Origin of the sequence: Pseudomonas sp. B7 (assembly GCF_016735645.1) — a bacterium.
GTDB lineage: Bacteria > Pseudomonadota > Gammaproteobacteria > Pseudomonadales > Pseudomonadaceae > Aquipseudomonas > Aquipseudomonas glycinae.
Map to the genome: position 1 here is coordinate 533,627 of NZ_JAERRE010000001.1, position 24,718 is coordinate 558,344.

Genomic DNA, 24,718 nt, shown 5'->3' on the forward strand with positions numbered 1-24,718 from the left:
CTTCCATAAGATGAACGCAGGTTAACGCCACACGCGCAGCCAGGTGCGGTAACTATGTATCTCGAGATAACGAAGGTTTTCGGGCAAAAAAAAACGGTGCACCGACCAAGCGCACCGTAAAGCCGTAGAACACACAACGAAGTGTCAGTTGAAGATCAGTCCAGCAGCGCCAGAGCCTCGGCAGTGCATTCCTGAATGCGGGCCCAGTCGCCGTTCTTGATCCACTCAGGATCGAGCATCCAGCTACCGCCCACGCACATGACGTTTTTCAGCGCCATATAGCTCTTGATGTTGGCAGGGCCGACGCCGCCAGTCGGGCAGAATTTCACTTCGCCGAACGGGCCGCCGAGGGCCTTGATGGCCGCCACGCCGCCGCTCACTTCCGCCGGGAACAGTTTGAAGCGGCGATAACCCAGGCCATAGCCTTCCATGATGCCGGAGGCATTGCTGATGCCCGGCAGCAGCGGGATCGGGCTCTCGACGCTGGCTTCCAGCAGGTCACGGGTGATGCCCGGGGTGACGATGAACTGCGAACCGGCAGCTTCAGCCGCGGCCAGCATATTGCGGTCGAGCACGGTGCCGGCACCGGTCACCAGCTCCGGGCGCTGTTCGCGCAGGATCTGGATCGCCTTGAGGCCGAACTGCGAACGCAGGGTCACTTCCAGCGCGGTCAGACCGCCGGCGGCCAGGGCGTCGGCCAGCGGCAGCACGTCCTGTTCGCGGGCGATGGTGATCACCGGCAGGATCCGCGCCTTGGCGCAGAGGCTGTCGATCAGGGCAACTTTGTCCGCCATGGAAACGGTCGGGGATGGGGTTTTCATAGCGGCTGTTCCTTGGCTCATGGGCACCAGTAAATCTCTAACGTAGGTTGCAGAAACGCGCGAACCGGCATGGCGGCGACGTCGTTGGATGCCAGTGCGGCATTCAGGGTGGTCAGTTTCGACTGACCGGAAATCGACAGAATCTTGTGCCTCGCCGACGCCAGCAGTGCACGGCTCATGGTCAGGCGTTGACGCGGCACACTCGGCGCGAGCATCGGCCAGCAGCGACGGGTGCCGTCGGCTTGCAGGGCTTCGGCCAGGTTCGGGCTGTCCGGGAACAACGAGGCGGTGTGACCGTCATCGCCCATGCCCAACACCAGCACGTCGATGGGCGGCAACTCGGCGAGCAAACGATCGGCCTGCTCCGCAGCCTGCTCGACATTGGCCGCCGTGCTGTAGAGGCTGAGGAACTGCGCCTTGGCCGCCGGGCCCTTGAGCAGATACTGCTTGAGCAGACCGGCGTTGCTGTCGGCGTGTTCGACCGGCACCCAGCGTTCGTCGGCGAGGGTCACGACGACCTTCGACCAGTCCAGTTCCTGCTTGGCCAGGTGCTGGAAAAACGCCACCGGACTACGGCCGCCGGACACCACCAGCACGGCGTTGCCGCGTGCCGCCAACGCTTCGCTCAATTGCTTGGCGACATTCAGCGCCAGGCCTTCGGCGAGCAGCACCGGGCTCTTGAATTCATGGGCATTCACGCCCTCGGGCAGTTTCACATCAGATATCGCCATACCACGACCTCCCGTCCCGCGTGATCAATGCAATGGAGCTCATCGGCCCCCACGACCCGGCCGCATACGGCTTGGGCGCGTCACCGGACTTTTTCCACCCGGCGATCAGCTGGTCACACCATTTCCACGCGGCTTCGATTTCATCTTTACGGACAAACAGGTTCTGATTGCCGTTCATCACTTCCAGCAACAACCGCTCGTAGGCATCGGGGATCCGGGCGCTGCGCCAGGTGTCGGAAAAATTCAGTTGCAGCGGACCGCTGCGCAGTTGCATGCCCTTGTCCAGGCCTTGCTCCTTGGTCATCACGCGCAAGGAAATACCTTCGTCCGGTTGCAGGCGGATGATCAGTTTGTTGCTGATCTGCAGGCGCTGCTCGGGGGCGAAGATGTAGTGCGACGGTTCCTTGAAGTGGATGACGATCTGCGACAGTTTCTGCGGCATACGCTTGCCGGTACGCAGGTAGAACGGCACCCCGGCCCAGCGCCAGTTGCGGATGTCGGCACGCAGGGCGACAAAGGTTTCGGTGTCGCTCTGGGCGTTGGAATTCGGCTCTTCGAGGTAGCCCGGCACGGACTTGCCTTCGCTGTGCCCGGCGATGTACTGGCCGCGCACCACTTGCGTGGTCAGGCCTTCCGGACTGATCGGCGCCAAGGCCTTGAGCACCTTGACCTTCTCGTCGCGGATGCTGTCGGCGGACAGGTCGGCCGGCGGGTCCATGGCGATCAGGCAGAGCAGTTGCAGCAGGTGGTTCTGGATCATGTCCCGCAGCTGGCCGGCCTTGTCGAAGTACCCCCAGCGGCCTTCGATACCGACCTTCTCGGCCACGGTAATTTCCACGTGGGAGATGTAGTTCTGGTTCCACTGGGTTTCGAACAGACTGTTGGCGAAACGCAGGGCGATCAGGTTCTGAACGGTTTCTTTGCCCAGGTAGTGGTCGATGCGGTAGGTGCGGTTCTCCGGGAAGAACTGCGCCACGGCGTCGTTGACCTTGCGCGAGGATTCGAGGTCGGAGCCGATCGGTTTTTCCAGTACCACGCGGGTGTTTTCCGCCAGACCGACGTTCGCCAGGTTCTCGCAGATCGCGCCGTACACCGCCGCCGGGGTGGCGAAGTAGGCAATTATGCGTTGCGTGCTGCCGGCCAGTTCGGCCAGCGCCATGTAATCTTCAGCCTTGAGGAAGTCGACGTGCAGGTAGGTCAGGCGCGCCAGAAAGCGCTCGGCCACGGCCTCGTCCAGTTCCTTGCCCACGTAACGGCGCAGCTCGGCGGCGATGAACGCCAGGTGCTGCTGCTCGGTGCCCGCCTCACGGGCCAGTGCGATAATGCGCGTATCCTCGTGCAGCAGGCCGGCGCCATCCAGGTGATAAAGGGCAGGAAACAGCTTGCGCAGGGCCAGATCGCCCAAGGCGCCGAACAAGGCGAAGGTGCACGGTTCAACCGTAATCGAAGGCATGATGTTTGTTCTTTTATCAAGTTAAGCTACAAATACCTTTTTTCAAGGCATCACTCAAGGGAAAATGTAGTAATAACCACAACATTTTCGCAAAATACAGATTCCGAGTGGTGGTCGGTCGGAGCCATCAGTAGGATAGGCCACCGTCACGGGCCACATCAAAGGCCCAATTTGCATAGCCGCGCGCTTATCGGCGCCGGTGAATCTAGGAATTCTTATGGACCGCGTGCGAAATTTACTGGAACAGATCCAGAGTCGCCTTGAAGAGCTGAACAAGGCCGAACGCAAAGTCGCCGAAGTGATCCTGCTCAACCCACAGCAGGCCACCCGCTTCAGCATCGCCGCCCTCGCCCAGGCGGCGTCGGTCAGTGAACCGACGGTCAACCGTTTCTGCCGTTCGTTCGGTGTCAGCGGCTACCCCGAACTCAAGCTGCAACTGGCCCAGAGTCTGGCCAGCGGCGCGGCGTATGTCAGCCGTGCAGTAGAAGCCGACGACAATCCCGAGGCTTACACGCAGAAGATTTTCGGCAGTGCGATCGCGTCTTTGGACAGCGCCTGCCAGGCGCTGGACCCGAACCTGATCAGCCGCGCCGTCGACCTGTTGATCCAGGCCCGGCAGATCCACTTCTTCGGCCTCGGTGCTTCGGCTCCGGTGGCTTTGGATGCACAGCACAAGTTCTTCCGCTTCAACCTGGCGGTCACCGCCCACGCCGATGTGCTGATGCAACGGATGATTGCCTCGGTGGCGCACACCGGCGAGCTGTTCGTGATCATTTCCTACACCGGGCGCACCCGCGAGCTGGTGGAAGTGGCGCGCATCGCCCGCGAGAACGGCGCTTCGGTGCTCGGCCTGACGGCAGAGAATTCGCCGCTGGCCAAGGCCAGTACGCTGAGCCTGAATATTCCGCTGCCGGAAGACACTGACATCTATATGCCGATGACTTCGCGGATCATTCAGTTGACCGTGCTGGATGTGCTGGCGACGGGGATGACGTTGCGTCGCGGGGTGGATTTCCAGCCGCATCTGCGCAAGATCAAAGAGAGCTTGAATGCGAGCCGGTATCCGGTGGGTGACGAGTTCAACTAACTAGAGATCAAAAGCCCCTCACCCCAGCCCTCTCCCGGAGGGAGAGGGGGCCGACCGAGGTGTCTTGCGCTAGACATCGACCTGAACGACCGAGTTGATTATGGATTCCGGTCACCGCGACCTCTGGCTTGGCCAAGCCAAGATCACCGCCGCAGTCGCAGGTCGATGTACATAGCCAATCCAACTCGGTCAGTCCCCTCTCCCCCCGGGAGAGGGTTAGGGTGAGGGCAGCGGTCTAACTGACACACTCAAACCCCAGCCCAAGCCTGCAAACTCAAATGCGCCTTCTCCCCCGGCGCCAGATGCAGGCTGTCGGTGCCACCCGCCGCCGCTTCAACACAGACAAACTCCGAGATCTCATCCCAGCTCACGCCCAACAGCGGCCGCGCCCCCGGATGCCACACCACCGTGTCCGCGCTGTCACCGGTATCGATGCACAACTCGCGCTGCCAGGCGTGATCCTTGAGCTGCAGTTCGCCGTCGTGCTGGAACACCCGCTGACAGCCACCATCGACCCGCAACTCACCTTCCTGCTGGCAAACCTCACGGTTCAACTGGTCGTATCCCTGCGCGCCCTCGAGCCCAGACAGCGCTATCTCACTCACGTCGCCAATACGCCAGTACGCGTGCAAAGCCTGGCTCAACTGGCACGGCATGTCGTCCTGATGCTCGGTGCTCAGGCGCAATTCCATGCGTTCGCCCAGGTGCGCGTGCAGATCCACCTGCCAGTCGCACAGTTGCAATTGCCAATGCAGGCGCACGCCATCATCGCTGGTGCTGCTGTCGAGCAGTTTCCAGTCGAGCAATCGCGCCCAGCCATGGGACGGCCACGCGTTTTCGCTCGGGTGACGGCCATACCACGGCCAGCAAACCGGCACGCCGCCGCGAATCGCGCCGACATGCGGCCACTTCGCCGCGCACCACAGCCACGGTTTTTGCCCGCGCGGCTGAAAGTGCAGCAACTGCGCGCCCTGACGACTGAACACCGCCTGACACAGCGGATGATCGATCACCAGCACATCGCGCATCTGATAGCGCTCCCAGGCGAACACCGGTCGTTCGCGCAGGGATTTGAAGAAGCGTTGCAGCGGATGCTCATGCATGGGCCACGGTTCCAGATTCAACTTTCATGGGCTGCGACACCCCTGTCCAAAAAAAAGCGGACAGCCTTGGCTGTCCGCAAATATGCGCACATAGAGAGGAGCTTATCGCAGACGCGTCAGAACGTAGACTGAATTTTCAGGCCAGCGACCAAAGCGTTATCCACTTCATCCACACCGCCAGGATGAGTGATGTATTGCAGGTTGGGGCGTACGGTCAGCCAGTTGGTCACATGGAAGCCGTAGTTGATCTCGTAGTTGTATTCGGTTTCACGAATCGGCGCGAACACCGGATTGTCGTAGTCCGAAACACCGTTGGAGACGTTGAGCAGTTCGGCGTTTTTCTTCACGTCATCGTTGACGTGAATACGCGCAGCACCAATACCGAAGTCATCCTTCGGACGCGCATCGAACAGGCCTTTGTACACAAACATCACGGACTGGTAGTTGTCGATGAAGTTGGTGTCCTTGTCGTGGAACGTAGCGTTGGCAGCAATGCTCAGACCACGGCTCTTGTCACCGTTGTGGCTGGTGAGTTGCTGCTGTGCAACGAACCAGTAACCGTGCTTGCTGCTGTGGGTACGGTAGGCATCACCGGTGGTCGCAGCGTCGAAACCGTTGACGTCTTCGCGAACGTCGTCGGCATCGGCCGTGCTCTTGTAGTAACCGACACGGTATTCGCCCGGCAGGCCGTTCGGGTTAGGCGACCAGACCAGTTCCACTGGCAACACGGTGCCTTTGGTGCCGCTGCCGCTCAACTTGAAGCCGTTGCCGTGTTCCAGCTGCGACGGGTTCTGGTTGTACGCACCGATCTGCGCGTAGAGCTCGTCGTTGATGTTGTACTTGACGCGAATCGCCGCCTGGCTGACTGGCCAGTTGTACCAGATGTTGGTCGCCCAGTTACCCACTTGCGAACCGCAGAACGCCAGGTTCTGGAACTCGCACGGGAAGGTGTTGAAGTCTTCGCCTTCGCCGAAGTAACCGGCCTTGACGTCGAGCTTGTTGTCGAAGAACTGGTGTTTGATCCACAACTGGGTCAGACGCACCATGTGGCCACGACCGTAGACTTCCTGCGAGGAGCTGAGTGTGCCAGCACGCGGATCGCCAACACGGTCGTTGGAAATGTTTTCGCCATTACGGTTGGTCAGCTGGATCTTGGCCTGAGTGTTGTCCCAGCCCCACAGTTTCTGCAGGTCCAGCGCCACGCCCAGACCGAACTGGTCGGAGTAACGCGCCGTCTTGTCGTTGTTGTAGCCGCCGTGCAGGTTGCCGCCCACCTCACCGACGTAGTCCATCTTGATGTCGATACCCTGCTCGATCAGCTTGGTACGTTCGCCACCCCAGTCCCCGGTCATCCACTCCGAATCGGAGCTGAACGCGTCAGCCGCGTGGACGCTGCCGGCCAGCATCATTGCCGCAACCGCTGACAACTGGCCGATTCGCTGAGCGTTGTTGTTCTTCTTCATCCCTACATCCTCGTTTTATTGTTATTAACTGTTCTTCTTATCTAACGCGGTTTACATCTGATGCGGTGCGCGACAGGCCACGCACCGCGTGCTCCCTGCGGAAACGGGCGAGCCCGCTCCCGCATTTGTTGATCAGCGACCCTTGAACTGGGCCACGTTGGCGCTGTGCGACTCGGTTTTCGGCAGGCCCGCACCCCCCAGGCGCTCGCCGGACTTGGCATCGAACAGCAGCACTTTCGACGGATCGAATTGCAGGGTCAGGGTCTCACCCACCTGCGGCGCCACATCCGGCGCCAGACGGCAGCAGACCTTGGTGTCGTTGAGGTTGACGAACACCAGGGTGTCCGGACCGGTCGGCTCGGTGACCTGCACTTCAGCCTTGATGCTCGGCAAGCCATTGCCCTCGCCATTGGCCAGGACAATCTGCTCCGGGCGCAGGCCGAGGATCACTTCGCGGTCTTCGAGACCGGCGTCCTGCATCGCCATCGGCAATTCGCAACGGGCCTGGCCGCTGTCGAGCAGCGCCACCAGACGGCCGTCCTTGCGTTGCAGGCGCAGCGGGATGAAGTTCATCGGCGGCGAACCGATGAAGCTCGCCACGAACAGGTTGGCCGGGTCGTTGTAGATCTCTTTCGGCGTACCGAACTGCTGGATGATCCCGTCCTTCATCACCGCCACTTTGTCGCCCAGGGTCATCGCTTCGATCTGGTCGTGGGTCACGTAGACCGTGGTGGTTTTCAGGCGCTGGTGCATCAGTTTCATTTCGGTGCGCATCTCGACGCGCAGCTTAGCGTCGAGGTTGGACAGCGGTTCGTCAAACAGGTAGATCTTCGGTCGACGCGCCAGCGCACGGCCCATCGCCACGCGCTGTTGCTGACCGCCGGAGAGCTGGCCCGGCTTGCGATTGAGCAGGTGCTCGATCTGCAACAGCTTGGCCACGCGGGCGACTTCTTCGTCGATCGCCGACTGGCTCATCTTGCGGATCTTCAGACCGAACTCGATGTTCTCGCGCACGCTCATGGTCGGGTACAGCGCGTAGGACTGGAACACCATGGCGATGTCGCGATCCTTGGGGCTCATGCCGCTGACGTCCTGGTCACCGATCATGATCGCGCCGCCGGTGATGGTTTCCAGGCCGGCGATGCAGTTCATCAGGGTCGACTTGCCGCAGCCCGAAGGCCCGACGAGGATCAGGAACTCACCGTCCTTGATCGACAGTTCGATGTTCTTCAGGGTGTCCGGCAGGCCGGCACCGTAGGTCTTGTTTACATTGCGAAGTTCGAGCGTAGCCATGATTACCCCTTGACTGCGCCGGCCGTCAGCCCGCGCACGAAATACTTGCCTGCGACCACATAGACCAGCAGGGTCGGCAGCCCGGCGATCATCGCCGCCGCCATGTCCACGTTGTATTCCTTGGCCCCGGTGCTGGTGTTGACCAGGTTGTTCAGCGCCACCGTGATCGGTTGCGAATCACCGCTGGAGAACACCACGCCGAACAGGAAGTCGTTCCAGATCTGGGTGAACTGCCAGATCAGGCAGACCATGATGATCGGCGTCGACATCGGCAGGATGATCTGGCGGAAGATGGTGAAGAAGCCCGCGCCATCGAGGCGCGCCGCCTTGATCAGCGCATCCGGAATGCTCACGTAGTAGTTACGGAAGAACAGCGTGGTGAACGCCAGACCGTAGACCACATGGATGAACACAAGGCCGGTGGTGGTACTCGCCAGGCCCATCTTGCCGAGGGTGAACGACGCCGGCAGCAACACCGTCTGGAACGGCAGGAAGCAGCCGAACAACAGCAGACCGAAGAACAGCTGCGAACCGCGGAAGCGCCAGAACGACAGTACGTAACCGTTCAACGCACCGATGGCGGTGGAGATGATCACGGCCGGAACGGTGATCTTGATCGAGTTCCAGAAGTAGCCGTCAACGGTCGCCCAGGCTTTCACCCAGCCGATGCCGCTGACCACGGTCGGCCAGCTCAGCAGGTTGCCGGTGGAGATGTCTTCCGGGGTCTTGAAGCTGGTCAGCAGCATGACCACCAGCGGTACCAGATACAGCAGGACCGCGAGGATCAGCACCGCGTAGATCGCGATGCGACTCAGGCTGATGGCGGGTTTCGAAGCGAGACTAGTCATGACGCTTGGTCCTCAGCTCGGAGTACAGGTAAGGCACGATGATCGCGAGGATCGCACCGAGCATCAGGATTGCACTGGCCGAACCCATGCCCATTTGTCCACGGCTGAAGGTGAACGAGTACATGAACATCGCCGGCAAATCGGAGGAATAACCCGGGCCGCCGGCCGTCATGGCCGCTACCAGGTCGAAGCTCTTGATCGCGATGTGCGCCAGGATCATCACCGCACTGAAGAACACCGGACGCAGGCTTGGCAGCACCACTTTCCAGTAGATGCGCGGCATGCTCGCGCCGTCGATCTGGGCGGCACGGATGATCGACTGATCAACGCCACGCAGACCGGCGAGGAACATCGCCATGATAAAGCCCGAAGCTTGCCAGACCGCCGCGATCACCAGGCAATACACCACGCGATCCGGGTCGATCAGCCAGTCGAGACGGAAGCCTTCCCAGCCCCAGTCCCGCAGCAATTTGTCCAGGCCCATGCCCGGGTTGAGCAGCCATTTCCACGCGGTACCGGTGACGATCATCGAGAGCGCCATCGGGTACAGGTAAATGGTGCGGATAAAGCCCTCGCGACGGATCCGCTGGTCGAGGAACACTGCCAGCAATACGCCGATCACCAGGGTGATACCGATGAACATGCCGCCGAACACGGCCAGGTTCTTGCTCGCCACCCACCAGCGGTCGTTGTCGAACAGGCGCTCGTATTGCGCCAGGCCTGCCCATTTGTAGTTCGGCAGGAAGGTCGACGTGGTGAACGACAGGACAAACGTCCAGAGGATATAGCCATAGAAGCCCACCAGAACGATGAACATGCTCGGCGCCAGCACCAGTTTCGGTAGCCAGCGCTGCAATGCGTCGAACGGCGAGGCCTTGCTGAACACAGCAACAGAACTCATGGGAAGATCCAGTAAAGAAAATGAAGGACCGCTGCAAACTGCAGGCTTCAGGCCGATGCGCGACCTGAAGCTTGCAGCTGCTCTACGCTGACGTTACTTGGCAGCCTTGATGGCGGTGCCGAGTTTCTTCGCAGCGTCGGCCGGGTCGGCTTTCGGGTCGTTGATGTAGTTGGTCACGACATCAAAGAACGCACCCTGCACGGCCAGCGTGGTCGCCATGTTGTGCGCCATGCTTGGCTGCAAGCCACCGTTCTTGGCGTCTGCCAGGAAGTCTTTGGCAGCGGTCTGCGCGCAGGAGTCGAAACCGTACTTGCCCATGTCGGCGAGCATGTCGTTACGCACCGGGATCGAGCCCTTGTTGATGCTGAAGACTTTCTGGAAGTTTTCACCCAGCACGACTTTGGCGATGTCCTGCTGACCGGCCGCGGTGCCCGCGTCCTTCTGCTTGAACACGGCCAGGGAGTCGATGTTGTAGGTGAACGCCTTGTCGGTGCCCGGGAACGCTACGCACTCGTAGTCCTTGCCGGCGACTTTCTTGGCGGCGGTCCATTCGGACTTGGCCCAGTCACCCATGATCTGCATGCCGGCCTTGCCGTTGATGACCTTGGCCGCTTCCAGGTTCCAGTCCTGGCCTTTGCCGTCCTGGTCCATGTAGGTCGCGACTTTCTTCAGCTCGGTCAGGGCCTTGACCATTTCCGGGCCGGTCAGGGCAGCGTTGTCCAGGTCGACCAGGGCTTTCTTGTAACCATCAACACCCATCACCGACAGCACGACCGCTTCGAACACGGTGCTGTCCTGCCATGGCTGACCGCCGTGGGCCAGCGGAATGAAGCCCGCCGCTTTCAGCTTGTCGCCGGCGGCGTAGAATTCTTCGAGGGTGGTCGGGGCTTTTTCGATACCGGCTTTCTTGAAGACTTCCGGGTTGATCCACAGCCAGTTCACGCGGTGAATGTTCACCGGTACGGCTACGTAATCACCTTCGAACTTCACGGTGTCGGAGACTTTCTTGTCGAGCAGGCTGTCCCACTTCTCGGACTTGGAAACGTCTTTCAGGACGTCAGTGTCGAGCAGACCGGTCGACGCCCATTCCTGGATGTCCGGGCCTTTGATCTGGGCAACGCCCGGCGGGTTGCCGGCTACCGCGCGGCTTTTCAGCACGGTCATGGCAGTCGCACCGCCACCGCCGGCGACAGCGCCGTCTTTCCAGGTGAAACCGTCTTTCTCGACTTGTGCCTTGAGCACATCGACGGCAGCTTTTTCGCCACCGGACGTCCACCAATGCACGACTTCCACCGAACCTTTGGATTCGGCAGCGGAAACACTCAGGGGCAGCACAGCGAGCGGGAACAGGGAGGCGACAGAAATGACAGTAGCGAGGCGAGAAATCGCATTCATCTGAGATGTACCTTTCTTGTTGTTATGCATGCAAGTCTGGTGCTTGCGCTGCACACGAGTTTAAACAGAGCGTTTCCCCCCGCAGGTAACGAAGGGACGCGCGAATGTCACCACATGGTTACACAGGAACGCTTCGAGACAGGTGTGCCAGAGCACTGGCCATGCTCGGCGCCAGCGGCAGACGCGGAATCAGCACGGCCTGCCAGGCGTGGTACAGATCCGGTTTGCCCGCCCAGATATCGGCGCTCGGGCGGTTTTGCGGGTCAAGTTCGTGATGCCAGCTGCCGTCGCAGCGGTCGATGAAATACGTTTCGCAAAATTCCCAGAACAGGCGATACCAGGTTTCGTACTGCGCATCGCCGGTGCGTTTGAGCAAGGCACTGGCGGCAGCGCTGGCCTCGGCGTGGGTCCAGTGCAGGCGATGGCGCACCACGGCTTTGTTGTTCCAGTCGAGGGTATAAACGATGCCCGGCGCACCGTCGACGTCCCAGCCATGGCGGCAGTTTTGTTCGAACAGCTTTTGCGCGTCGGTGGCCAGCCAGCCGGGGGTGAGCATGCCAGCCTGGACCCGCGCGGCTTCGAGGTGCAGCAACAGCCGCGCCCACTCGAAACCGTGCCCCGGCGTGGTGCCGTAGGGACGGAAACCGTCGGCGGGATTGTCATGGTTGTAGTCGCGCAGCGGCTGCCAGTTGCGGTCGAAATGCTCGATCACCAGGTAATCGTTGGCAGCGGCGTGCCCGTGAATCACCCGCTCGACGATGCGCTGCGCACGCACCAGCCAGCGCGGGTCGTCGGTGACATCGGCCAAAGCGAGGAACGCTTCGGTGGCGTGCATGTTGCTGTTGGCGCCGCGATAGGCTTCCTCTTCGCGCCAGTCGCGATTGAAGAACTCGCGCATGGCGCCCTCTTCTTCGCTCCAGAAATACGTGTCGATGATGTCGATGGCGTCATCCAGCAACGCCTGCGCGCCGGGACGCTGGGCGACCACAGCGGAACTGGCCGCGAGCGCGACGAAAGCATGCAGATAGGCGTTCTTGCCGGTGTTGCCATCACGGTGTTCGGCGACGGCGAACCAGCCACCGTGCAGCGCATCACGCAACGGGCCGCGCAGGGCCGCAATGCCGTGATCGACCAGCTCGGCGAATCCCGGCAGGCCCTGAATGTGGGCCATGGCGAAGCTGTGGGTCATGCGCGCGGTGTTCATGGTTTCGGCTTGCGCGCCGGCCTGAAGCTGGCCGCGCTCATCGAGATTGCCAAAGCCCTCGGGCAACCGTGAAGCCTTGGCGAACGCCAGCAGGCGCAGGCCTTCATCGGCGAGCCATTGCTGGTGGGCAGGGGCGTTCAGCCAACTGCTGAAGCCCGGATTGAAGTGATCCATGGGTGGCCTTTTTTGTTGTTATGACTGCGGGCAGTCTAAACAACGGGCCGGGAGGGTCTTGTAACGAAGGGGGCGGGTTTTGTCACCGAGCGGTGACAATCAGATCAATCCGCCGAACGCGGCAATTGCAGGGTCACGCGTAATCCACCCTCACGCAGATTCTGCAACGTCACCTCCCCCCCATGGCTATGAGCAATGTTGCGGGCGATCCCCAACCCCAGCCCGTAACCCTGCTGCTGTCCCGCCAAGCGGAAGTGCGGCTCGAACACCTGCTCCAGCCGCTGCTCCGGCACGCCCGGCCCTTCATCGTCGACATGCAGCACGAATGCGCTTTCGTCGTCATCGATGTGCAGGTGCGCGTTCTGGCCGTACTTCAACGCGTTGTCGATCAGGTTGCCGATGCAGCGCTTGAGCGCCAATGGCTTGCCCGGATACGCCGCCAGCGCCCGCCCCTGCTGGGTCACGCGGCCATTGCCGTTGGGCGCCAGATACGGTTCCACCAGGCAGTCGAGTACATGATTGAGATCCACCGGCTCGATGTTTTCGTGGATGTCGGTGTCCTTCACGCATTGCAGCGCGCCTTTGACCAGCAGCTCCAGTTCGTCCAGATCGCGGCCGAACTTGGTTTGCAGCTTCTCGTCTTCCAGCAGTTCGACCCGAAGGCGCAGTCGCGTAATCGGTGTACGCAAGTCATGGGAAATCGCGCTGAACAACTGACTACGCTCGGTCAGGTAACGGCTGATGCGTTCGCGCATGGTGTTGAAGGCGCGGCCCACTTCGACCACTTCACTGCCGCCGCCCTCGGCCACCGGCTCGACGTCGGCGCCCAGCGACAAATCCCGCGCGGCTCGCGCCAGACGCTTTAGCGGCCGGCTCTGCCAGTGCACCAGCAGACCGATGAACAACAACAGAAAACCACTGGTGAAGACGATGAACCACACTTGCTGGGTCGGCAGACCCTGTTCTTCAAGACTGGTGTAGGGTTCGGGCAGCAGCGAGGCGATGTACAGCCATTCACCCGGCGCCAATTGAATCTGGGTCACCAGCACCGGTGGATTCACCGGTTCCAGGGTCAACGCGTAATGCGCCCACGAACGCGGCAACTCATCAAGTTTCAACCCGGCGTTGAAGATCCGTAAGTCATCGGGGCTGACGAAGGTCACCAGAATGTCGGTGTCCTGGCCCAGCGACTGGCGCAGCACTTCATCCACCGCTTTCAGCACCGCGGCCTTGCGCGGCGTCACCGGCAACACCTCCATGCCCAGCGGTTTGTCATTCAGTGTCACCACAAAACGCGTGCCGCCCATGCTGCGCAATTGGTCGAGCACCAGCGGCCGATAAGCCACCGGCAACGAGCGGAAATAACTGACGCTGGCGGTCATCGAATGGGCGAGGCTGCGGGCGCTGGTGACCAGGCCTTCGAGCTGGGTCGCGCGCAATTGGGACACCCAGATCACGCTGGACAGCGTCTGGGCGAACAACACCGCGAGCAACGTCAGCAGCAGCATCCGCCCGAGCAGCGAACGCGGCATCGGCACTTTGCGCGCGGTGGTGCGCAGGAACTCAGTGACCATTGCCGGCAACCACATTGGCTGCCAGTTGGTAGCCGCTGCCACGCACGGTGCGGATCAGGCGCGGCGGTTTTTCGGTGTCGCGCAGACGCTGGCGCAAACGGCTGACGGCCATGTCGACGATGCGGTCGAGGGGCATCAGGTCGCGGCCACGGGTGGCGTTGCCGATGGTGTCGCGGTCGAGGATTTCCTGGGGATGATCAAGAAACAGTTTCAACAGGGCGAAGTCGGCGCCGGACAGAATCACCTCCTCGCCGTCGGCGTGAAACAGCCGATGGCTGACCATGTCCAGCCGCCATTCATCGAACGCCAGCACTTCACTGCCGCCGCGTTCCTGGCCGAATTGGGCGCGGCGCAGCAGGGCCTTGATCCGGGCCTGCAGTTCGCGGGGGCTGAAAGGTTTGCCGAGGTAATCGTCGGCGCCGAGCTCCAGGCCGATGACCCGGTCGGCTTCGTCGGAACTGGCGGTGAGCATGATGATCGGCACCTGGGCCTGACGCGGATGCTGGCGCACCCAGCGGCACAGGCTGAAGCCATCTTCATCCGGCAGCATCACATCGAGGATCACCAGATCGCTCGGCGCCTCGTTAAGCGCCTGACGAAAACCGGCGCCATCCGCCGTGGCCCGTACCTGAAAACCCGCGCGGGTCAGGTAGGTTTCCAGCAACTCGCGTATCTCCTGGTCGTCATCGACCAACAAAATCGACTTGTTGACTGAGCTCACTTCGAAGGCATCCTTGTTGTTGGAATTGGGCGGATTATGCCTGATGTGTCGAGGGTTCCCACGCCCGGCGTGGGAATGATCATTGACCGGATTGTTCGAGCGCCACTCCTGCACCGACGAGCCCCGAGTACGGCGCCGTCACCAGCCACACCGGAATCCCCTTGAAGTAATCGCTCATGCAGCCCTTGTCGGCAAAACTGCGGGCGAAACCGCTTTCGAGGAAGAAATCGGCAAAACGCGGAATCACGCCGCCCACGATGTACACCCCGCCACGGCCGCCCGTTGTCAGCACGTTGTTGCCGGCCACGCGACCGAGCCAGCAGCAGAACTGCTCCAGCACTTCCAGGGCAATCGGGTCGCCTGCAAGCCCCGCCGCAGTGATGGCTTCCGGCGTATCGAGTTTCGGTTCATGACCATCCACCGCGCAGATCGCCCGGTAGACCCGCGGCAAGCCGCCGCCGCTCAACGCGGTTTCCGCGCTGACGTGGCCGATTTCGTTGTGGATGTGCTGCCAGAGCTGGGTTTCACGCGGACTGCTCAGCGGCAGATCGACATGACCGCCCTCGCCCGGCAACGCGGCAAACCGCCCTTCACCGAGATCGAGCAAGGTGCCGACGCCCAGGCCAGTGCCAGGGCCGATCACTACCGCCGGGCGCAATGGCTCCGGCGTGCCTTCGCAGACCACGCGGAATTCGCCGGGTTGCAAACGGGTCATGCCCAGCGCCATCGCCGAGAAGTCGTTGATCAGCAACAACTGATCGACCTGCAAGGTCTGGCAGAACGCCTTGCGGCTCAGGCGCCAGTGGTTGTTGGTGAACTTGAACTCATCGCCGCTCACCGGCCCCGCCACCGACAGACACACCGAACCGATGGCGCCCGGCGCCAGACCGAGCCTGCTGAGGTAGAGGCTGATCGCCTCTTCCGGGCTGGCATGGTCGGCCGTGGCCAGCACCTGAACCGATTCGAGCTGCTGATCTTTCCACAACGCGAACCGCGCGTTGGTGCCTCCGATGTCACCGACCAAAGCCAGTTTCAATTAAGCGTCTCCAGGGCAGAAGTGAAGGCGCTGGCGCCCTGCTCCGCCGAGCTGAAGGCCAAACGCATGAAGCCAAACAGTTCGCGACCGCTGCCGATGTTGTTGCCCAACAGGCCTTTGGCGGGTTCGCGCGCTGCGAATTCGGCAGCGTCCACCTTGAGTTCCAAAGTGCCTTTGACGCCATCGACGCGGATGATATCGCCCTCTTGCACGCGCGCCAAAGCGCCGCCGACATAAGCCTCGGGGCTGACGTGAATCGCCGCCGGGATTTTCCCCGAAGCGCCGGACATGCGCCCGTCTGTCACCAACGCCACCTTGAAGCCTCGATCCTGCAGCACGCCGAGGAACGGCGTCATCTTGTGCAGTTCCGGCATGCCGTTGGAGCGCGGGCCCTGGAAGCGCATCACCGCGACAAAATCCTTCTCCAGCAAACCGGCCTTGAAGGCGTCGGCCAGATCCTGCTGATCCTGGAACACCATGGCCGGCGCTTCGACGATCTGGTTTTCCAGCGCGACGGCGGACACTTTCATCACGCCGCGACCGAGGTTGCCCTCCATCACGCGCAAGCCGCCCTCTGCCGAGAACGCACGGGCCACCGGGCGCAGGATGTTTTCGTCGAGGCTGTCGGTCGGGCCTTCGCGCCACACCAACTTGCCGTTATCGAGGAACGGCTCCTTGGTGTACTGGCTCAGGCCGTGGCCGAGCACGGTGTTGACGTCTTCGTGCAACAGGCCGGCTTCGAGCAGTTCGCGGATCAGGAACGACATGCCGCCCGCCGCCTGGAAGTGGTTGATGTCAGCCTTGCCGTTCGGATATACGTGGCTCAGGGTCGGCACGACTTCGGAGAGGTCGGCCATGTCCTGCCAGGTCAGTTGAATGCCTGCCGCCATGGCGATGGCCGGCATATGCAGGGTGTGGTTGGTCGAGCCGCCGGTGGCGTGCAGCGCGACGATCGAGTTGACCAGCGCCTTCTCGTCGACGATTTCGCCGATCGGCAGGAAGTTGCCATTCTGTTTGGTCAGGCGCGTGACCTGATGCGCGGCTTCGCGAGTCAGGGCCTCACGCAGCGGCGTGTTCGGGTTGACGAACGATGCGCCCGGCAAGTGCAGGCCCATGACTTCCATCAGCAACTGGTTGGTGTTGGCGGTGCCGTAGAAGGTGCAGGTGCCGGGGCTGTGGTAGGACTTCATTTCCGATTCCAGCAGCTCTTCGCGGGTTGCCTTGCCTTCGGCGTACTTCTGCCGCACGTCGGCTTTTTCCTTGTTGGAAATCCCCGAGACCATCGGCCCGCCCGGGACGAAAATCGTCGGCAAGTGACCAAAACGCAGAGAGCCCATCATCAGGCCCGGCACGATCTTGTCGCAGATGCCGAGCATCAGCGCGCCGTCGAACATGTTGTGGGACAGCGCCACCGCCGTCGACATTGCGATCACTTCGCGGCTCGGCAGGCTTAGCTCCATGCCCGGCTCGCCCTGGGTCACGCCGTCGCACATGGCAGGCGTGCCGCCGGCGAACTGGCCGACCGAACCGATTTCGCGCAGGGCGTTCTTGATCTGTTCCGGGAAGACTTCGTACGGCTGGTGCGCCGAGAGCATGTCGTTATATGACGAAACAATCGCGATGTTGGCCGAGTTCATCATCCGCAGGCTGTGCTTGTCTTCGCTGCCACACCCGGCCACGCCGTGGGCGAAGTTGGCGCATTGCAGTTTGCCGCGCATCGGCCCGTCAGTTGCAGCGCCGCGAATCAGCGCAAGGTAAGCCTGACGCGTGGCGCGGCTGCGGGCGATAAGCCGTTCGGTGACCTCAAGAACGCGGGGATGCATGTGTAGAACTCCAGGCTAACGGATGTGGCGACCTGATTGTCTATGCTGATCAAAAGCCCGTTCGCGTGGGATGACGAACGGTTTTGTTGATCATTCGGACCAGTTGATTCAGGTCACTCGTTGTAGATAAAACAAAATATTGCCACTAAAAAGGCTTGTTTTCTATTTTTATGCGAATAATCTTGTAATTCCAACAACAAAACGACGGCGGCGCTGTTCAATGACTCTTCGAATCGCAATCAATGGTTTTGGCCGCATCGGCCGTAATGTCCTGCGCGCACTGTATACCCAAGGCTATCGTCAGGATTTGCAGATCGTCGCCATCAACGATCTGGGCGACAGCGCGATTAATGCGCATCTGCTCAAGTACGACACCGTTCATGGCACATTCGACGCCGAAGTGGCTCATGACAACGAGAGCCTGACCGTCAACGGCGACCGCATTTCGGTCAGCGCCATCCGCAACCCGGCCGACCTGCCATGGGCCGCGGAAAAGATTGATGTGGTGTTCGAATGCACCGGTCTGTTCACCGACCGGGCCAAAGCCGCTGCGCATATTACCGCCGGCGCACGCAAAGTGATTATCTCGGCCCCGGCCAAAGGCGCCGATGCCACCGTCGTTTACGGTGTGAACCACGACATTCTGCGCCAGTCGCACCAGATCATTTCCAACGCGTCGTGCACCACCAACTGCCTCGCGCCAGTCGCGCAAGTGCTGCACCGCGAGTTGGGCATCGAAAGCGGTCTGATGACCACCATTCATGCCTACACCAACGACCAGAACCTGACCGACGTCTATCACACCGACCCGTACCGAGCGCGCTCCGCCACCCAGAACATGATCCCGAGCAAGACCGGCGCTGCCGAAGCCGTGGGCCTGGTGCTGCCGGAACTGGCGGGCAAGCTGACCGGCATGGCCGTGCGCGTACCGGTGATCAATGTGTCACTGGTTGACCTGACCGTGCAGTTGAAGCGCGAAGCCTCGGCCGATGAAGTCAATGCACTGATGAAAGCCGCGAGCCAGCATTCGAAGATCCTTGGCTACAACACTCTGCCGCTGGTTTCGAGCGACTTCAACCACAACCCGCTGTCGTCGATCTTCGACGCCAACCACACCAAAGCCAGCGGCAAACTGCTGAAAGTACTTGCCTGGTACGACAACGAGTGGGGCTTCTCCAACCGCATGCTCGATAACTGCCTGGCGCTGTGCAACGCGGAATAAAACCGCTGCCGCCCTTTTGAGAGCGGGCAAAAGCTTTACCCACCTTTGACAAATCAACACTTGACCATTCGGGCGGATGATAAGCATTATCATTCGCTCGAAATGGATCAGGTCCTCCCGTGAGTCAATCACACTTCAATCACGTCTTCCTCGCCCAGCGCACCTCGCTGCTGCGGACCCTGGAACGGATGGTCAACAACCACAGCACCGCCGAAGACCTGTTGCAGGAAACCTACCTGCGCGTCACCCGGGCGCTGGGCGAACGGGCCATCGATCACCTTGAACCCTTTGTCTTCCAGACCGCGCGCAACCTGGCGCTGGACCATTTGCGTGCGCGCAAGATTCATTCACGCACCATGGTCGACGACGTGCCGCAGGACGTGGTGCACAGCGTCGCCGCCCCCGCCAGCAGCGCCGAAGACGCCGCCCACGCCGAACAATTGCTGGAGCGTCTGAACGTGAGCCTCGGTGAACTCAGCCCCCGCCAACAACAAATCTTCATCCTCAGCCGTCTGCACGGGCGCAGCTATCAGGAAATCGCCGAAGAACTGAGCGTCTCTCTCAGCACGGTGCAGAAAGAACTCAAACTGATCATGACCATCTGCATCGGTGTCGCCGAGCGTTTGAATGGCGACTGATGCCGTAGGGCTTTTCTGTAAACCTCAGGATCGACTGCACTGATCATCGGGCTTTGTTACCCTTGCCCGACTTTTACGCTTCACTAAAAAAACAGCCGTGCACAGACACTGCCGAGGAAACACCGTGACGGACACCCACCGCTCCCCTTCGCCTTCATCGGCGCAGGACGCCGCCAGCGCAATGGACCAGGCTCTGGACTGGCTCATCGTGCTCGGCAGTCCGGACGAGGAGCAGACCCGGCAATTCCATGCCTGGCTGGCGGCCGATCCGTTGAATGCCGAGGCGTTCGCCAGGGCCCAGGCAATCTGGGACGGCCCGCAGATCGCCCAGTGCGCGCAGAACCTCGCGGCCAAACCGAAGAAAGTCACCGTCCTCACACGTCTGCGCCCGCACTGGAAACCGCTGGCCACCGCCGCGGTGCTGCTGCTCGGGCTATTCAGTTTCAGCGACCTGCCGATGCGTCTGCAGGCCGATCACCTGACCGTGGTCGGCGAGCGTCAGCGCTTGCAGCTCGAGGACGGTTCGAAGGTCCTGCTCAACACTAACTCCGCCTTCTCCAGCACGATCAACGATCAGCAGCGGGTCGCGCGGCTGTATCAGGGCGAAGCATTTTTCGAGATTCCGGCCAGCCGCAGTCAGCCGCTGGAAATCGACGCCGGCCCGGTGAAAGCCAGCGTGCGCGACACCGCGTTCGCCGTACGTTATCTCGACGGCGTGGCGCAGGTGCGGGTGCAGCGTGGCGATGTCGATCTGCGTGCGACCCGTGATGATGCACGGGTGCGGCTGTCCGCCGGAGAAAGCATCCGCATCGGCCCGAACGGTTTCGACCACCCGGCCAAGGTCGACGCCGCTACCGATCTGGCGTGGGTGCAGGGTCGGCTGATCTTCGAGAACTGCCCGCTGAACCAGGTGCTGGCGGAACTGCGCCGCTACTATCCGGGCTTCATCATCAACACCAACGAACAGTTAGCCGACGTCGCCGTCACTGGCAATTACCGTCTCGACCAGCCGCTGGACGTGGTGCGTTCGCTCGCTCACATCACCTCGGCCAAGCTTCAGGAATTCCCAGCGCTGGTGATTCTGAACTAAATGAGAATTATTTTTACTCGATAGCCAAAGCTCGTTCGTCTCGTTATAGCCAATGCAATTGATTCGCATCTCGCGAGATCAATCAGCACCTATAAAGATTCGTGCGACACGGAGCGCTATCGATGTCCTCTCGCCTTACCCGCCAGACTTCTTCCCCTTCCCGCGTGCTGTCGCTGCTGACCGCCGCCATTCTGATGGCCGGCACCGCGCCGCTGATGGCCGCCACCGAACAGCCGACGCGCAACATGGGCGACTACTCGTTCGCCATTCCCCAGCAGCCGCTGGTGTCGGCGCTCAATGCGTTCACCGCGGTCACCGGCTGGCAGGTCGGTTTGCCGGCGGAACTGGGTCAGGATGTGTCGTCGCCGGGCGTGCGCGGTTCGCTGCCACCGGAAAAAGCCCTGGAGCGCCTGTTGGTGGGGACCAACCTGAGCTTCCGCAAACTGAGCAACAACAACGTCGTGCTGGAAAAACGCGCCAGCAGCGGCGCACTCAATCTTGATCAGGTGACCATCAGCGCCACCCGTCAGGAACAGTCGATCAACAGCGTGCCGGCCACCGTCACCGTACAGACCCGTCAGGATCTGGACCGCAACAACGTCAACACCATCAAGGATCTGGTGCGCTACGAGCCGGGCGTGTCCGTCGGCGGCGCCGGCCAGCGCGGCGGGATCAGCGGCTACAACATTCGCGGCATCGACGGCGACCGCATCCTGACTCAGGTCGACGGCGTCGAAGTGCCGGACGGTTTCTTCAATGGCCCTTACGCCAAGACCCAGCGCAATTACGTTGACCCGGAAATCGTCAAGCGCGTCGAAATCCTCCGTGGCCCAGCCTCGGTGCTGTACGGCAGCAACGCCATCGGCGGCGCGGTCAGCTACTACACCCTCGACCCGGACGACATCATCAAGCCCGGCAAAGACGTCGGCGCCCGCCTGAAAACCGGCTACAGCTCTGCCGACGAGAGCTGGCTGAAATCCGCCACCGTCGCCGGTCGCGCCGACCAGTTCGACGGCTTGCTGCACTACAGCCAGCGCGACGGTCATGAAACCGATTCCTACGGCAGCAACAACGGCACGGGCCTGGAACGCACCGCCGCCAACCCGGAAGACGTGAAAGCCACTAACGTGCTGGCCAAGATCGGCTGGAACTACAACGAAGGTTCGCGCCTGGGCCTGACCTACGAAAAGTACAAGGATGATCGCGACACCGATCAGAAAAGCGCCTACGGCGGCCCGTACTTCAACGGTGCTCCGACGATCCCGAACAGCGTGCTGCCCGGCGGCATGTACCAGTGGCGCACCGGCAACGACACCATCACCCGCGAGCGTTTCGGCCTGGAGCACAGCTTCGAGCTCGACAGCCTGCTGGCGGACAACGTGAAGTGGAGCCTCAACCACCAGACCGCCAAGACCGACCAGAGCACCGACGAGTTCTATTACCCGATCACTCGTAAAGTCCTGCGCACCCGCGACACGATCTACGAAGAAAAACAGTGGGTCTTCGACGCGCAACTGGACAAGGCATTCGCCATCGGTGACACCGATCACGTGCTGACCTACGGCACCACGATCAAGCAGCAGAAAGTCACCGGCTCGCGCAGCGGCGACGGCAAGTGCCTGGCGGTCGGTCGCGGCTGCACCGCCATCGGCGCTACCAGCGCAGCCGACGTGCTGAAAAAGTCCAGCGACTTCCCGGACCCGACCATCAACACCTACAGCCTGTTCGCCCAGGATCAGATCAGCTGGAACAACTGGACCTTCCTGCCGGGCCTGCGCTACGACTACACCCAGCTCAAGCCGCACATCACCCAGGAGTTCCTCAACACCGTGGCCGCCGACGGCAACGGCACGGTCAGCGACGAGAACAAGACCTGGCATAAAGTCTCGCCGAAATTCGGCCTGACCTACGCACTGACCGAAAACTACACCTGGTACGGTCAGTACGCCGAAGGCTTCCGCACCCCGACCGCGAAAGCGCTGTATGGGCGCTTCGAGAACAGCACCACCGGCTACAACGTGGCGCCGAACCCGGACCTGGAACCGGAAAAAAGCAAAAGCTATGAAACCGGCCTGCGCGGCAACTTCGAGCAAGGCTCGTTCGACGTGGCGGTGTTCTATAACAAGTACCGCGACTTCATCAACGAAGACGCCGTCACCCCTGGCTACGACGAGCTGACCTTCCAGTCAAGCAACATCAAGCACGCCACCATTAAGGGTGCCGAAGTCAAAGGTCGTCTGAACCTCGATTCCTTCGGCGCGCCGCAAGGCCTGTATACCCAGGGTTCGATCTCCTACGCCTACGGACGCAACAACGACAACGGCGAGCCGTTGAACAGCGTCAACCCGCTGACCGGCGTGTTCGGCCTCGGTTACGACCAGGACAACTACGGCGGCCTGCTGAGCTGGACCGTGGTCAAGAAGAAGGATCGCGTCGACGACAGCAACTTCAAATCGCCGGACGGGGTCAGCAGTCAGTTCAAGACTCCAGGCTTCGGCATTCTCGATCTGGCCGGTTATTACAAGGTCACCGACGACGTCACCGTCAGCGGCGGCATCTACAACCTGACCGACAAGAAATACTGGCTGTGGGATGACGTGCGCGGTTACGACAGCGTCGGCGAAGCCTCGGTGACGCAACCGGCCAACCTCGATCGCCTGACCCAGCCGGGTCGCAACTTCGCGATCAATCTGGTCTGGGATATCTGATCCGGATGACCTCACGGCGCGCGCATGGCCGCGCCGTGAGGTTTTTTTACTGTCCGGCGCTTGCCCGTACGTCTCGTTATCAAGCGCCTCTTCTTTTCAAGGACATCTCATGAGCACCCCGGAAAAAGCCCTGCGTTCGCAACGCCTGAACCAGATCACCCACGAGCCGCACAGCAAGCTCGATGCGCTGGTCAAGGCCCACGCGCCGTTCGAGACCCGCGCCAATTTCGCCCGTTTCGTGGTCGCGCAGTACCTGTTCCAGTCGGAGCTGGTGTCGCTGTACAACGATGCCGAACTGACCGCCATCGTCCCTGACCTGCCGACCCGCTGCCGCGCCGAAGCGGCAAAAGCCGACCTCGCCGACCTCGACACCGAAGTGCCTGCGCCAGTCGCCGGCGCGGTGAAAAACCCGAGCAAGGCCCGCGCCCTCGGCTGGATTTTCGTGTCCGAGGGTTCAAAGCTTGGCGCTGCGTTCCTGATCAAACGCGCGGTGGCGCTGGACCTGAGCGAAACCTTTGGCGCCCGTCATCTGGGCGAACCTGAAGGCGGTCGTGCCGAAGGCTGGAAGCGCTTTGTACGCACCCTCGATTCGCTGCAATTCAGCGCTGAAGAGGAAGCCGAAGTGGAGCAAGGCGCGATCGACGCGTTCAACCGCTTCACCGTGTTGCTGGAACAGGCTTACTCGACTGAAGCCGAACCGGCCTGATTGCTTAATTCCTGTGGAAGCCTGGCTTCCACAGGGAACTGCATAAGCCTGTAAGATTCCCATCCCGCTTCATAAGTCTCTCGCTGAGCCCATGCCCCAACCCGCCGCCTCCCGACTCGCCCGCCTGCTGTTCGGCCTGCTCGCCTATGTCAGCCTCGGCATCGGCCTGATCGCCATCGTCGTGCCCGGCCTGCCGACCACCGAGTTCATCCTGCTCGCTGCCTGGGCCGCGACCCGCAGTTCGCCGCGCCTGAGTGCCTGGCTGGAAAACCATCGTCTGTTCGGCCCGATCCTGAGCAACTGGCGCAACGGCAAGATCATCGCCCGCAAGGCCAAGGTCAGCGCCACCGTCAGCATGTTGCTGTGCGCCACGCTGATGCTGGTGATGCTCGATCACGGCTGGCCGATTTATCTGGCGATTGCAGGGATGACGATGGGCAACCTGTGGATCTGGTCACGACCGGAAGCGTTGCCGAAGATTTCCTGATTTTTCCCTTGTTTTAAGGGTATTTACCCGCGCAAACGTTTAGCCGCGACCGCTCGTCGGCTTGTGATTCATGCCTGTCCGCCCCGCGCCGATGAGCATTGAATGGCGCTGAATGGATTTGGCGAACCGGGCACCTTCCTGCCTCTTAGCCAACAGTTCATCCATTCGCGAGAACGTCCCATGTTCGACTCTCTGTCCATTCGCCTGAAAATCGTCCTGCTCTCCGGCCTGTGCCTGCTC

21 protein-coding genes are annotated in these 24,718 nt (G+C 61.3%); 7 read left to right on the forward strand and 14 right to left on the reverse strand.

Annotated elements, in window-relative coordinates:
• Nucleotides 1-155: 155 nt before the first annotated feature.
• The 3 genes from JKA62_RS02635 to zwf are packed head-to-tail and all read right to left on the reverse strand — an operon-like array spanning nucleotide 156 to nucleotide 3,005.
• Nucleotides 156-821 carry a bifunctional 4-hydroxy-2-oxoglutarate aldolase/2-dehydro-3-deoxy-phosphogluconate aldolase gene (locus JKA62_RS02635; protein ID WP_064383724.1) on the reverse strand — a complete coding sequence of 222 codons (666 nt, stop codon included), beginning with the start codon at nucleotides 819-821 and terminating at the stop codon, nucleotides 156-158.
• Nucleotides 822-838: 17 nt separating this feature from the next.
• Nucleotides 839-1,552 (reverse strand): 6-phosphogluconolactonase, encoded by a 714-nt coding sequence (pgl, locus tag JKA62_RS02640; protein ID WP_201816176.1) that lies wholly within the window; start codon nucleotides 1,550-1,552, stop codon nucleotides 839-841.
• On the reverse strand, nucleotides 1,539-3,005 hold the full coding sequence (zwf, locus tag JKA62_RS02645) for a glucose-6-phosphate dehydrogenase (protein WP_201816191.1): 1,467 nt from the start codon (nucleotides 3,003-3,005) through the stop codon (nucleotides 1,539-1,541). The genes pgl and zwf overlap by 14 nt, the downstream gene beginning before the upstream one ends.
• Before the next feature lie 226 nt (nucleotides 3,006-3,231).
• On the opposite strand from zwf, the gene JKA62_RS02650 reads away from it, so the two are divergent.
• Nucleotides 3,232-4,092 (forward strand): MurR/RpiR family transcriptional regulator, encoded by an 861-nt coding sequence (locus tag JKA62_RS02650; protein WP_169842436.1) that lies wholly within the window; start codon nucleotides 3,232-3,234, stop codon nucleotides 4,090-4,092.
• 248 nt (nucleotides 4,093-4,340) lie between these two features.
• Here JKA62_RS02650 and JKA62_RS02655 read toward each other — a convergent pair whose 3' ends face one another.
• The 11 genes from JKA62_RS02655 to edd all read right to left on the reverse strand — a co-directional run bounded on the left by JKA62_RS02655 (nucleotide 4,341) and on the right by edd (nucleotide 17,627).
• Nucleotides 4,341-5,195: a D-hexose-6-phosphate mutarotase gene (locus tag JKA62_RS02655; protein WP_201816194.1), complete on the reverse strand. Its 855-nt coding sequence runs from the start codon at nucleotides 5,193-5,195 to the stop codon at nucleotides 4,341-4,343.
• Nucleotides 5,196-5,311: 116 nt separating this feature from the next.
• Nucleotides 5,312-6,658, reverse strand: coding sequence for a carbohydrate porin (locus tag JKA62_RS02660; protein ID WP_201816196.1), 1,347 nt, complete (start codon nucleotides 6,656-6,658; stop codon nucleotides 5,312-5,314).
• Nucleotides 6,659-6,790: 132 nt separating this feature from the next.
• The gene (locus JKA62_RS02665; protein WP_201816199.1) at nucleotides 6,791-7,951 is read right to left on the reverse strand and encodes an ABC transporter ATP-binding protein; all 1,161 of its coding nucleotides are present in this window, start codon (nucleotides 7,949-7,951) and stop codon (nucleotides 6,791-6,793) included.
• A gap of 2 nt (nucleotides 7,952-7,953) precedes the next feature.
• A complete protein-coding gene (locus JKA62_RS02670; RefSeq protein ID WP_007951164.1) occupies nucleotides 7,954-8,799 on the reverse strand; it encodes a carbohydrate ABC transporter permease in 846 nt (281 codons plus the stop codon).
• Nucleotides 8,792-9,700 (reverse strand): carbohydrate ABC transporter permease, encoded by a 909-nt coding sequence (locus JKA62_RS02675; RefSeq protein WP_011335609.1) that lies wholly within the window; start codon nucleotides 9,698-9,700, stop codon nucleotides 8,792-8,794. The genes JKA62_RS02670 and JKA62_RS02675 overlap by 8 nt, the downstream gene beginning before the upstream one ends.
• A gap of 93 nt (nucleotides 9,701-9,793) precedes the next feature.
• Nucleotides 9,794-11,095 carry an ABC transporter substrate-binding protein gene (locus JKA62_RS02680; RefSeq protein WP_007951167.1) on the reverse strand — a complete coding sequence of 434 codons (1,302 nt, stop codon included), beginning with the start codon at nucleotides 11,093-11,095 and terminating at the stop codon, nucleotides 9,794-9,796.
• Between the two features lie 118 nt (nucleotides 11,096-11,213).
• Complete coding sequence (locus JKA62_RS02685) at nucleotides 11,214-12,473, reverse strand: D-mannose isomerase (RefSeq protein ID WP_201816202.1); 1,260 nt, start codon at nucleotides 12,471-12,473, stop codon at nucleotides 11,214-11,216.
• A gap of 104 nt (nucleotides 12,474-12,577) precedes the next feature.
• A complete protein-coding gene (locus JKA62_RS02690) occupies nucleotides 12,578-14,005 on the reverse strand; it encodes an ATP-binding protein (protein ID WP_201816532.1) in 1,428 nt (475 codons plus the stop codon).
• Nucleotides 14,006-14,036: 31 nt separating this feature from the next.
• Entirely contained in the window at nucleotides 14,037-14,768 is a 732-nt protein-coding gene (locus JKA62_RS02695; RefSeq protein ID WP_011335612.1) for a response regulator, read from the reverse strand.
• Nucleotides 14,769-14,847: 79 nt separating this feature from the next.
• Entirely contained in the window at nucleotides 14,848-15,804 is a 957-nt protein-coding gene (locus JKA62_RS02700) for a glucokinase (protein ID WP_201816205.1), read from the reverse strand.
• Complete coding sequence (edd, locus tag JKA62_RS02705; protein WP_064598951.1) at nucleotides 15,801-17,627, reverse strand: phosphogluconate dehydratase; 1,827 nt, start codon at nucleotides 17,625-17,627, stop codon at nucleotides 15,801-15,803. Before edd ends, JKA62_RS02700 begins: the two co-directional genes overlap by 4 nt.
• 220 nt (nucleotides 17,628-17,847) lie before the next feature.
• On the opposite strand from edd, the gene gap reads away from it, so the two are divergent.
• The 6 genes from gap (at nucleotide 17,848) to JKA62_RS02735 (ending at nucleotide 24,478) form a co-directional block, all read left to right on the forward strand.
• Nucleotides 17,848-18,849 (forward strand): type I glyceraldehyde-3-phosphate dehydrogenase, encoded by a 1,002-nt coding sequence (gap, locus tag JKA62_RS02710; RefSeq protein ID WP_085689348.1) that lies wholly within the window; start codon nucleotides 17,848-17,850, stop codon nucleotides 18,847-18,849.
• A gap of 119 nt (nucleotides 18,850-18,968) precedes the next feature.
• Nucleotides 18,969-19,487, forward strand: coding sequence for an RNA polymerase sigma factor (locus JKA62_RS02715; protein WP_201816208.1), 519 nt, complete (start codon nucleotides 18,969-18,971; stop codon nucleotides 19,485-19,487).
• Nucleotides 19,488-19,611: 124 nt separating this feature from the next.
• Nucleotides 19,612-20,577, forward strand: a complete 966-nt coding sequence (locus JKA62_RS02720) for a FecR family protein (protein ID WP_011335617.1) — start codon at nucleotides 19,612-19,614, stop codon at nucleotides 20,575-20,577.
• 122 nt (nucleotides 20,578-20,699) lie between these two features.
• A complete protein-coding gene (locus tag JKA62_RS02725; protein WP_201816211.1) occupies nucleotides 20,700-23,285 on the forward strand; it encodes a TonB-dependent receptor in 2,586 nt (861 codons plus the stop codon).
• A 109-nt stretch (nucleotides 23,286-23,394) separates the two neighbouring features.
• Nucleotides 23,395-23,991: a biliverdin-producing heme oxygenase gene (locus JKA62_RS02730; RefSeq protein WP_201816213.1), complete on the forward strand. Its 597-nt coding sequence runs from the start codon at nucleotides 23,395-23,397 to the stop codon at nucleotides 23,989-23,991.
• 91 nt (nucleotides 23,992-24,082) lie between these two features.
• On the forward strand, nucleotides 24,083-24,478 hold the full coding sequence (locus JKA62_RS02735; RefSeq protein ID WP_108563072.1) for a YbaN family protein: 396 nt from the start codon (nucleotides 24,083-24,085) through the stop codon (nucleotides 24,476-24,478).
• Nucleotides 24,479-24,718 lie beyond the last annotated feature (240 nt).

Coding starts and splice junctions, on each gene's coding strand:
- JKA62_RS02635 (WP_064383724.1), bottom strand. CDS start 821: ATGAAAACCCCATCCCCGACCGTTTCCATGGCGGACAAAGTTGCCCTG.
- pgl (WP_201816176.1), bottom strand. CDS start 1,552: ATGGCGATATCTGATGTGAAACTGCCCGAGGGCGTGAATGCCCATGAA.
- zwf (WP_201816191.1), bottom strand. CDS start 3,005: ATGCCTTCGATTACGGTTGAACCGTGCACCTTCGCCTTGTTCGGCGCC.
- JKA62_RS02655 (WP_201816194.1), bottom strand. CDS start 5,195: ATGCATGAGCATCCGCTGCAACGCTTCTTCAAATCCCTGCGCGAACGA.
- JKA62_RS02660 (WP_201816196.1), bottom strand. CDS start 6,658: ATGAAGAAGAACAACAACGCTCAGCGAATCGGCCAGTTGTCAGCGGTT.
- JKA62_RS02665 (WP_201816199.1), bottom strand. CDS start 7,951: ATGGCTACGCTCGAACTTCGCAATGTAAACAAGACCTACGGTGCCGGC.
- JKA62_RS02670 (WP_007951164.1), bottom strand. CDS start 8,799: ATGACTAGTCTCGCTTCGAAACCCGCCATCAGCCTGAGTCGCATCGCG.
- JKA62_RS02675 (WP_011335609.1), bottom strand. CDS start 9,700: ATGAGTTCTGTTGCTGTGTTCAGCAAGGCCTCGCCGTTCGACGCATTG.
- JKA62_RS02680 (WP_007951167.1), bottom strand. CDS start 11,095: ATGAATGCGATTTCTCGCCTCGCTACTGTCATTTCTGTCGCCTCCCTG.
- JKA62_RS02685 (WP_201816202.1), bottom strand. CDS start 12,473: ATGGATCACTTCAATCCGGGCTTCAGCAGTTGGCTGAACGCCCCTGCC.
- JKA62_RS02690 (WP_201816532.1), bottom strand. CDS start 14,005: ATGCCGCGTTCGCTGCTCGGGCGGATGCTGCTGCTGACGTTGCTCGCG.
- edd (WP_064598951.1), bottom strand. CDS start 17,627: ATGCATCCCCGCGTTCTTGAGGTCACCGAACGGCTTATCGCCCGCAGC.
- gap (WP_085689348.1), top strand. CDS start 17,848: ATGACTCTTCGAATCGCAATCAATGGTTTTGGCCGCATCGGCCGTAAT.
- JKA62_RS02725 (WP_201816211.1), top strand. CDS start 20,700: ATGTCCTCTCGCCTTACCCGCCAGACTTCTTCCCCTTCCCGCGTGCTG.
- JKA62_RS02730 (WP_201816213.1), top strand. CDS start 23,395: ATGAGCACCCCGGAAAAAGCCCTGCGTTCGCAACGCCTGAACCAGATC.
- JKA62_RS02735 (WP_108563072.1), top strand. CDS start 24,083: ATGCCCCAACCCGCCGCCTCCCGACTCGCCCGCCTGCTGTTCGGCCTG.